Here is an 8,202-nt window from a genome sequence, read left to right on the forward strand (position 1 = left end):
CGGCCCGACCGTTCCCGGCCCGCCCGGCGTCGTTCGAACGCTCCCGACTCTCCTTTTCAGCCGACCGGTGACGCGGCTTCTCCCGTTTCCGGGGGGTGCTCGCGTTCCGATCCGCGCGATCCGGGGCGGTCACCTCACTCCTCGAACCAGCCCGCCAGCTCGCGCGCCTGCAGGATCACCCGTTCCACATCCTTGCGGCTCAGGCCATTGCCGATCATATCCAACAGCTCGTCCGTGGAGAGATCAGCCAGATCGTCCAGCTGGGTAATCCCCTTCTCGGCCACGGCGATCACCATGGTATCGGTCAAGCCACGCAGCTGGGAGATGCGCGGATCGACCGACAAAGCCGCCTTGCGCTCTTCGTTCTCCAGGGCCGAGTGCAGCAACTGATCCCGTGCGCGGGTACGCAGTTCGCGGGCGATCTCCTCGTCGAAGCCGTCGATGCCGGCCAACTCCTCGAGAGGCACGTAGGCCACCTCCTCCAGGGTGGTGAACCCCTCCTGAACCAGCGAGGTGGCCACCTCCTCGTCGAGATCGAGCCGTTCCATGAACTCGCGGGCAATGGCTCCGAACTCCTCGACACGGCTTTCCGCCTCTTCGCGCTCGGTGATGATGTCGATCTTCCAACCGGTCAGCTCCGAGGCCAGACGGACGTTCTGGCCGCGCCGTCCGATGGCCAGCGACAGCTGATCCTCGTCCACGATCACCTTGATGCGGCTTTCGTCCTCGTCCATCACCACCTTCATCACCTCGGCGGGCGCCAGGGCGTTGCAGACGAAGACCGCCGGATCCGACGACCATTCGATGATGTCGATGCGTTCGCCCTGCAACTCGGTCACCACCCCCTGGACGCGGGAACCGCGGATGCCGACGCAGGCGCCGACCGGATCGACATGGGCGTCGTTGGAGCGCACCGCGATCTTGCTGCGAAAGCCCGGGTCCCGCGCCACGGCGCGGATCTCGACGATGCCGTCGTAGATCTCCGGCACCTCCATCTCGAAGAGTTTGGGCACCATCTCCGGCGCGGTGCGGGAGAGGATGATTTGCGGACCGCGCTGCACGTCGCGCACTTCGTGGATGTAGGCACGGATGCGGTCGCCGGGACGGTAGTGCTCCCGAAACAGTTGATGTTCGTGGGGCAGGAAGGCGGCGGCGCGTCCCAAATCCACGTAGATGTTGTTGCGTTCCACCCGCTTGACCAGACCGTTGACCAGGGTGCCCTTGCGATCGATGTATTCGCGGTAAACGCTGTCGCGTTCGGCCTCGCGCACCTTCTGGACGATCACCTGCTTGGCGGTCTGGGCAGCGATGCGCCCGAATTCGATCGGCGGCAGGGGTTCGGCGAGAAAATCGCCCACCTTGGCGGTTGGATTGAGTTTCTGCGCCTCGGAGAGCAACATGTGGGTATCCGGACCCTCGTAGCCCGGCGCATCCTCGTTCTCGACCACCTCGCGGAGTTGATTGAGCTTGAACTCGCCGGACTTGCCCTCGAAGGTCACCTGGATGTTCTTGTGGGCGCCGTACTTGCGTTTGGAGGCGGTACGGATGGCATCTTCCATGGCCTCGATGACGATGTCGCGAGGAATGCCCTTTTCCCTGGCCAGTTGTTCGGCGATCTGTACGATTTCAACACTCATGAATGACACCCGGTGCTATGGCTGATATTTTCGATGGGAGGAGAATCCCCTCACCCCCCACCAGTGGAGTTCCCTTCGGGAGTTCCACGGTTAAACTCAAAATCCAGATGGGCCTTGGCGATCAGACGGAAGGGGATGCGCTGCCGGGTATCACCCACGTCGATCAGCACGTCATCCTCTTCCACGCCTTGCAGCGTGCCCTTGACCATCTTCCGGTTGGCGCCCGCCACCGGCTTGCGACCCGGCCCTTTTTCCGTGGCGACCGGTGGGACCTCGGGGGGCGCCTCTCCTGGCGCCACAACGGCATGGATCACGGCCAGCCGCCCCTTGAAACGGCTGAAATCCTCGCGTCGTTTCAGGGGTCGGGTCAGGCCCGGCGAGGAGATCTCCAGGCGATGACGGCCTGGAATGAGGTCGTGAAGATCCATCAACCCTGACAGCCGTTCGCTGACCGCCTCGCAATCGGCGATGCGCAGGCCACCCTCCGGGCGGTCGAGAAAGACGCGAATCAGGCGTCCCCCGGTCTCGGAGTGCAACTCCACGCCGACCAGTTCGCACCCCTCGGCGACGGCGGCCTCGCTGGCCAGTTTTTCCAGCTGCTCGGCCAGGGTGAGCCGGATCGGTTGAATTTCGGAAGATTCGGTCAAACCACGCCAACCTTTATCTGGACGATCGAAAGCCTTGTTCGGAATGGATTGCTCGGATGGCTTGCTTAAAACCGTGCGATTCACCAGCCCGAGAAACCAAAAAAGCCGGCATAGCCGACTTTTCCCACTCCATCCGCGAATCAGTCGAGGGGACTATAGCCCCTTTCCACCTAAAAGCCAAGGATAACCGAAAATTTTCTCCCCGGCAAGCCCCTTGCGCACAACCGTCCGCCCGCTGCCACCCCTTATGAGGACGCGCCGTAACAAACAGGGCTCTAACGGCACACTTTAATAAAATTCTGATAGCGAATGCGTTCCTGAAATTTATGATGTTTATTTCTTGTATAACCCTGAACTTGGAAACCTTTTCACGGTCGCATTATATGCATCTTCATCAATCTTTTTTTACCTCCGTCTCATTAGGCAATCTGATTCGATCCAGATTATTATCAACTATCCACTGCAGAATATTCTGAGTCCGGGCAAGATCGTATCTTAGATTTATCAACTCATCAAGAATACTGATCCCACCAACATGAATACTCATTATAATTTACCCTGTTTATTGGTCGCGAAAGACTTGATTTTGCTGTCAAGAAAGTTGTTATTACATAAAGAATAATACTGATACTGTTAGAAATGATGAATTTAATATCAAGACACTATTTTTTCTTTTCTAAATGTGGATAATAAGTTCGATTTTCGCATCCACATTCAAGAACATTCCCGAAAGATACTTCCTTTTCCCTTACGTTCATCTTTTCTTCACCTTTAGGACAATCGAATTCAATTAATTGGATCTTGTCGTAAGCATATGGTCTAGAATGCGATGCAACCACATTAATCTGATTTTCCATATTCAAATTTTCGCAGTGTTATTTGGTTAGAAAATCATTGCTATATACTTAAGATCAAACCATTCAATAAATGAAATCTTAAAAATAGTTGATTACTTCAAGTTATCTTAGGGGCCTGTATTTCCATATTAAAATTCATCAAAATAATAAATTTTAAGTTTGCATTGGGTTCAACGATAATTTCAATGATATCTATGTACGATTTTTTTTGTCAACACCGACAAAATGGCCAGACTCGCCATAACGGCGGATCCATGCTACCATTCCCCCATAAACAGCAAGCATCGTCAGACCCTGCAAGCGCTCTTCGCCACACCGGTTCCCCTCTCTTTGGAATGAGTCCGAATCGAAGCCCTGTTCCTCGCGCTCGGGGCAGAGATCATCGAAGGCAGCGGCTCGCGGGTCGGTTTCAAGCTGCGCGGAGAGCGCGCCGACTTCCATCGACCCCATCCGGGCAAGGAGGCCAAACCCTATCAGGTTCGTGCCGCCCGTGAATTTTGCTTACGACTTGGAGTCAAACCATGACCCCCATGATGTACCAAGGGTATGCCAGCCACATCGAGTACAGTGAGGAAGATGGCTGTTTTGTCGATCGGGTTTCCGGCATACGCGCCTTGATCACCTTTCACGGCGAATCGGTGGGTGAGATCCGCCAAGCCTTATCAAGAGGCGGTCGATTTCTATCTGCGGAGCTGTCAGGCGCGCGGCGAAATCCCGGACCAACCCTCCTCGGGAAAAATTCCTGCCCGCGTGGCACCCGAACTCCACGCTCGCGCCCTCTGGGTCGCCAAACGCCGGGGGAAAAGCCTGAATCAATTCGTCCGCGAAGCCCTCGAGCACGCCGTGCAGGCCGAATCCTGACCGGTCCGGTCGGGCATGCCTTGGCAACGGTGGATTTGTTGTTTTCCGCCATTGAAATCAGACGCGAACGGCCTATACTCTCCCGGTAGCCCCGCCACCCAGTCGGCACATGCCGATGATTAAGATTGTCATACTGATTCCAAGGAGGAGAATATGCCCGCCATTCGACCCGTTGGCTTCCTTCAAGCCCTGGCCCTGGCCCTCACCCTGCTTATCGGCACGGCTCACGCCAGCGATCCGCCGCAGGTCCCGACCACGCCGCCCGCCGGGGTCAATCTGATCGAGGCCGACGCGGTACAGAAGCTCCAGGCCGAGGGGGCGATCCTCGTCGATGCCCGCAAGGCCGCCGAGTTCGTCGATGGCAGCATCAAGGGGGCGATCTCCGTGCCCTACGATCCGGAAAACAGCGCCAAGGATGTTCAATTCGATGCCACCAAGGACAAGTACGATCTGAGCAAGATGCCGGACAAGCAGAAAAACTACGTGGTCTTCTGCAACGCCGCCAGCTGCTGGAAATCCTTCAAGCTGGTCACCGTCATGGCGCGGGAGGGCTACAAGAATCTCCACTGGTATCGCAACGGTTTCCCGGACTGGAAAGCCCGTCAACTGCCGATCGAGTAACGCGCGGATTCACCCTTGCGTGGAGAGGCCACGGCCATGATCTATACCCATAAATCGCCCGCGCTGTTGATCATCGGGCTGCTCATCCTGCTGTGGGGCGGCCTGAACCATCTGGGCGCGGTGGATACCCTGCAATCCTCGCTGCAACAGGCGGCCTTCAAGGATCACGTCTCGGTCAAGGAGAAGTACGAGGCCGAGCTGAGGGTCGCCACCGAGCTGGCCCAGGCGCAGAAAAAACCGGCGCCCACCCTGAAAATGCCGAAATCCAAGTTCGATCAGGAAAAAGCGTTCCAGGCCAAACTCTCCTTCATCTTCGGCGGCTTTTTCACCCTGGCGGGTCTGTTCATCCTCGCCTGGAGCCCGAAACCCGGACAGCTGGACTACATCGTCTCCACGATTCCAGGGGTGGGCTTCATCCTGATCATCGCCCTGATGGTCCGTTGGGGACTTGACCCGCTCTTCGCCAACTGGGGCAAGGCGGTCAAGGATTCCGGCACCCTCTCCTGGGACTTCGCCAAGATTTTCAACCTCAACTACGTGGTGCTGGGGATCCTGATCGGCATCTTCGTGGTCAACGTGCTGCGCATTCCCGCCTGGGCCGCCAACGGCGTTCGCCTGTCGCGCCTGTTCCTCAAAACCGGCGTCATCCTGCTGGGGACCCTCTATTCCGCCGCCGAACTGGCCCAGCTCGGCGCCTTGAGCGTGGTGTTGATCGGCATCTTCGTGCTGGGCTCGGTGGGCATCGTGCTTTTCATGGGGCGGCGCATGAAATCCAGCAACTCCATGACCGGTGTCCTCTCCGCAGGCATGGGGGTGTGCGGCGTTTCGGCCACCGTGGCCTCCGCGCCGGTGGTCCAGGCCAAGGCCGCCGAGATCGCCTACACCATCGGCACCATCCTGGCCTGGGGGGTGATGTGCATGTTCATCTTCCCCACCGTCGGCCATCTGTTCCACATGACGCCGGTTCAGTTCGGCGCCTGGGCCGGAACCGGCATCCTCAACTCCGCCCAGGTGGCGGGCGCCGCCCTTGCCTTCGATCCCGAGGGGATCGAAACCCTCAAGGTCGCCGAAATCTTCAACATCACCCGTGTCCTGTTTCTGCCGATCATCGTGCTGTGGCTGGCCGCCTGGTACGTCAAACACGAGGAGAGCGCCACCCAGGTGGATCTGGTGCATGTGCTGGTGAGCAAATTCCCGATTTTCGTGCTGGGATTCATCCTGATGTTCGCCTTGAGTTCCCTGGGCATCTTCGCGCCCGCGGACCATTATCAAGGGAAATTTTTCAGCGGCGACAAGATCAAGGAGGAGAAGCTCCTCAAGCCCAAACAGGCCAGGCTCCTGGAGAGTGAACTCCCCAAGATGCGCACCCCGGAGGAGAAAAAGGCCCTCTCCGATCTCATCGCCAACCGCAAGCTCACCTCCCGTGATCAGGACAACCTTCTCAAGGCCGCGGCCAAGATCCCGCAACTCGACGGCGCCACCAGGGGAATTCTGGAGAACGCCAGCAAGGCCGCCTGGCACGACTCGCCGGTCATCAAGGCGTATCGCGACTGGATCGCCTGGTTGTTCGCGCTGGGTCTGATCGGACTCGGCATGCAGATCACCGGTCATGCCCTTCGTCAGGCTGGCGGCACGCCGCTGGTGATCGGATCGGTGGTGGGGTTGATCAAGGCGGTGGGTTCCTTGATCGTGGTCTTGCTCTTTGTCTCCAAAACCGTATGAGGTGTCGGCATGGAACACCCTTCTTTTGATCGTGGTTCAGCGCTGTCGATCTTCAAGAGCGACCGTCTGGAGGATATCGCCGCGTTGGTGGCGGCTCTGGTGATTGCCGTGGGAGTGTTGCTGGTGATCGGACATGGGTGATGGTGGGACGCCCGCATCCACGCGATTGGATGCGGGCGTGGACCTGTTGTTGGCCCATCACGGCACGCCAGGGGCCCGGCGTGCCGAGGCCTTGGCCGTGCGCATGGCTCTTCTGTTGCAGGCGCGCGTCACGCATCTGTTGGTGGTGCCGGCCTTTTGGGAAGGGATGATGGGGGATGACTGGTTGAACAACGCCGCCACGCGGGATGCGTTCGGCTCCTATCTGGAAAATCTCCTGTCCGAAGAGGCCCAGGTGGTGGTGGGTGGGGTTCGGGAGCGGTGTCTGGCCTCCGGGCTTGGTTATCGTGCGCTCTTGCGGCAGGGGGATGTGACCGAGGTCATATCGCGCGTGGCCGCGGAGATCAGTCCGGTGATGATGGTGATCGGGCCGCGGCGACCTGGAGGGGTGCCGGGGTTTCGGGATCGGGTGCGGGTCGAGGGGTTGGCGCGGGGGCTTGCGGTACCGTTGCTGATCGCGCCGTGGGAGGGAAGCTGCGGGTAAACCGTTACGGGGTGGCAAGGTCTCCGGTTCAAATGCGGAAGCGGCGCCTCGAAATGCCAGGCCCATTCAAAACCTCGGGGCCTTGCCCCGCCCCCGCCAGCAAAACCCCTCCCATCACCCATCGACCTCACCCCACCATGGACCAACCACCTCCCCAATCCGGCAACCGCAACTGGATCACGGTCTCCATCCCGTGGCTGACCGCAACCGAACTGGCAGAGTTCATCGACACCAATCCCCGCCGCCTGTTCGGCCTGAACCCCACCCTGCGCCTGGATCGCTGGGAAGCCGATCCCAACCCGCTGCGACCGGAATGGCGCGCCCACCTGCACGCCTTCAACGAAGCCAACGACCAGAATACCACCTGCCAGATCACTTGCTCGGCCGTACCGGATGGCTGGCTGCTAACCTACGACTCGGGTTGGAAACGAGCACTGGAGATCACCCGGCGGGAACACGACGATCAGGGCTCGGCCCTGACCCTCACGGAACACTATCACCCCCTCCCCGACCAACCCTCGGCACAAGCAGCCCGCGCCCGCGCGATCGACCCGAGCCTGATCCCGTGGGGTCGCGCGATACGGCGTCACCTGTTCTGGCACGCCCACCTGGGGTGGATCCCTGTGTGTCGCTGGTATCTGGCGTGGTTGCCGGGCTTGAAACCATCAACCAGACGCATCGTCCGACTGCTGGTCTGGAGCGGAGTTCTGGAATGGCTGGTATTGACCCTGATGCTGGGCGGGATGGCACTCACTGGACTCTGACCATGCCTTGCACCGTTGTCGGGGGCTCAGGCAAAATCAAGTTCGGCAGGTGGACGACCGACCGGGGTTACACGACCGGTGTTGCTCCAGTCCAGTGCGGATGACGGAACGCTATGCCCACTTGGCTCCCGAGAACATCCGGGCGGCAGTGGCGGTCCTGGATCGTGGTCACGCTTCGGTCACGTTGACTGGCTGAAAACGAAACGGGCGGTTGACTGGAAACCCCGTCAACCGCCCGTCGTGTAAGGCCTTTAAAAATGGTGGGCAGTATAGGATTTGAACCTATGACCCCTACCGTGTCAAGGTAGTGCTCTCCCCCTGAGCTAACCGCCCATGCTGCGAATCCACATATACTAACCGGTTTTTCGGAGCCGGTCAACCCCTCCCAAACGGGTTGCCAGGGCAATCGCATTTGAAATTCACTTGACATGCAGGTGAAAACTTGCCAAG

General features: G+C 59.1%; 10 protein-coding genes and 1 tRNA gene. 7 read left to right on the forward strand and 4 right to left on the reverse strand.

The genetic code is table 11. The annotated features are described in order from the left end of the window. Positions 1–134 precede the first annotated feature (134 nt). From nusA to ACV4UY_RS14540, 3 genes are all read right to left on the reverse strand, one after another. A complete protein-coding gene (gene nusA / locus ACV4UY_RS14530) occupies positions 135–1,637 on the reverse strand; it encodes a transcription termination factor NusA (protein ID WP_491608297.1) in 1,503 nt (500 codons plus the stop codon). A 50-nt stretch (positions 1,638–1,687) separates the two neighbouring features. Continuing rightward, positions 1,688–2,284, reverse strand: coding sequence for a ribosome maturation factor RimP (gene rimP / locus ACV4UY_RS14535; RefSeq protein ID WP_491608298.1), 597 nt, complete (start codon positions 2,282–2,284; stop codon positions 1,688–1,690). A 1,049-nt stretch (positions 2,285–3,333) separates the two neighbouring features. Then, positions 3,334–3,582, reverse strand: coding sequence for a hypothetical protein (locus ACV4UY_RS14540; protein WP_491608299.1), 249 nt, complete (start codon positions 3,580–3,582; stop codon positions 3,334–3,336). On the opposite strand from ACV4UY_RS14540, the gene ACV4UY_RS14545 reads away from it, so the two are divergent. From ACV4UY_RS14545 to ACV4UY_RS14575, 7 genes are all read left to right on the forward strand, one after another. After that, positions 3,523–3,666 (forward strand): type II toxin-antitoxin system HicA family toxin, encoded by a 144-nt coding sequence (locus tag ACV4UY_RS14545; RefSeq protein WP_491608306.1) that lies wholly within the window; start codon positions 3,523–3,525, stop codon positions 3,664–3,666. The genes ACV4UY_RS14540 and ACV4UY_RS14545 overlap by 60 nt on opposite strands. 117 nt (positions 3,667–3,783) lie before the next feature. After that, the gene (locus tag ACV4UY_RS14550; RefSeq protein ID WP_491608300.1) at positions 3,784–4,002 is read left to right on the forward strand and encodes a toxin-antitoxin system HicB family antitoxin; all 219 of its coding nucleotides are present in this window, start codon (positions 3,784–3,786) and stop codon (positions 4,000–4,002) included. A gap of 153 nt (positions 4,003–4,155) precedes the next feature. Then, on the forward strand, positions 4,156–4,623 hold the full coding sequence (locus ACV4UY_RS14555; protein WP_491608301.1) for a rhodanese-like domain-containing protein: 468 nt from the start codon (positions 4,156–4,158) through the stop codon (positions 4,621–4,623). A 36-nt stretch (positions 4,624–4,659) separates the two neighbouring features. Continuing rightward, positions 4,660–6,345 (forward strand): YeiH family protein, encoded by a 1,686-nt coding sequence (locus ACV4UY_RS14560; protein ID WP_491608302.1) that lies wholly within the window; start codon positions 4,660–4,662, stop codon positions 6,343–6,345. A gap of 9 nt (positions 6,346–6,354) precedes the next feature. Then, positions 6,355–6,486 carry a hypothetical protein gene (locus ACV4UY_RS14565; RefSeq protein WP_420903478.1) on the forward strand — a complete coding sequence of 44 codons (132 nt, stop codon included), beginning with the start codon at positions 6,355–6,357 and terminating at the stop codon, positions 6,484–6,486. 37 nt (positions 6,487–6,523) lie between these two features. Beyond that, the gene (locus ACV4UY_RS14570) at positions 6,524–6,988 is read left to right on the forward strand and encodes a universal stress protein (protein ID WP_491608303.1); all 465 of its coding nucleotides are present in this window, start codon (positions 6,524–6,526) and stop codon (positions 6,986–6,988) included. 137 nt (positions 6,989–7,125) lie between these two features. Then, positions 7,126–7,752, forward strand: coding sequence for a hypothetical protein (locus ACV4UY_RS14575; RefSeq protein ID WP_491608304.1), 627 nt, complete (start codon positions 7,126–7,128; stop codon positions 7,750–7,752). A gap of 258 nt (positions 7,753–8,010) precedes the next feature. Here ACV4UY_RS14575 and ACV4UY_RS14580 read toward each other — a convergent pair. Next, a tRNA-Val gene (locus ACV4UY_RS14580) sits at positions 8,011–8,085 on the reverse strand. Positions 8,086–8,202 lie beyond the last annotated feature (117 nt).

It is taken from the genome of Candidatus Magnetaquiglobus sp., from assembly GCF_058402785.1.